The organism is Paenibacillus agaridevorans, assembly GCF_003112455.1.
Lineage (GTDB): Bacteria > Bacillota > Bacilli > Paenibacillales > Paenibacillaceae > Pristimantibacillus > Pristimantibacillus agaridevorans.
In genome coordinates this window covers 1-694 of the sequence record NZ_BDQX01000289.1, presented here as the reverse complement: position 1 = coordinate 694, position 694 = coordinate 1, and the positions used below count along the sequence as shown (strand labels likewise).

Below are 694 nucleotides of genomic sequence, written 5' to 3'. Positions count from 1 at the left end.
CGAACCTTCGACACCCTGATTAAAAGTCAGGTGCTCTACCAACTGAGCTAATGGCTCTTAATAAGATGGCTGGGGATTCAGGGATCGAACCTGAGAATGACGGAGTCAAAGTCCGTTGCCTTACCGCTTGGCTAATCCCCAACACTAAATATTTCGTTATAGGTGTTCATATGGGGCGATCGAGGGGAATTGAACCCCCGAATGTCGGATCCACAAACCGATGCGTTAACCACTTCGCCACGACCGCCATATGTGGTGCCGCCGAGAGGACTTGAACCCCCAACCTACTGATTACAAGTCAGTTGCTCTACCAGTTGAGCTACAGCGGCATATTCATGTTATATGGTGGCTCGGGACGGAATCGAACCGCCGACACGAGGATTTTCAGTCCTCTGCTCTACCGACTGAGCTACCGAGCCAAGATGAGTGGCGGAGCTGACGGGATTCGAACCCGCGGTCTCCTGCGTGACAGGCAGGCATGTTAGGCCTCTACACCACAGCTCCACATTATGTTTATCAGAATACAACCAAGGTAATTTGGTTGCGGGGGCAGGATTTGAACCTGCGGCCTTCGGGTTATGAGCCCGACGAGCTACCGAGCTGCTCCACCCCGCGTCATTAAGGAAATCCTATGGTGGAGGATGACGGGATCGAACCGCCGACCCTCTGCTTGTAAGGCAGATGCTCTCCCAGC

Annotated in this window: 6 tRNA genes; all 6 read right to left on the bottom strand. The window is 53.3% G+C overall.

Annotated features, from left to right (window positions below):
* Positions 1-66: 66 nt before the first annotated feature.
* Positions 67-141: transfer RNA gene (locus PAT3040_RS23670), tRNA-Gln, on the bottom strand.
* A gap of 30 nt (positions 142-171) precedes the next feature.
* Positions 172-247 (bottom strand) — tRNA-His (locus PAT3040_RS23665).
* A gap of 6 nt (positions 248-253) precedes the next feature.
* A tRNA-Thr gene (locus PAT3040_RS23660) sits at positions 254-329 on the bottom strand.
* 14 nt (positions 330-343) lie between these two features.
* Positions 344-419, bottom strand: a tRNA-Phe gene (locus PAT3040_RS23655).
* Positions 420-427: 8 nt separating this feature from the next.
* Positions 428-504: transfer RNA gene (locus PAT3040_RS23650), tRNA-Asp, on the bottom strand.
* Between the two features lie 34 nt (positions 505-538).
* Positions 539-615: transfer RNA gene (locus PAT3040_RS23645), tRNA-Met, on the bottom strand.
* Between the last annotated feature and the right edge of the window lie 79 nt (positions 616-694).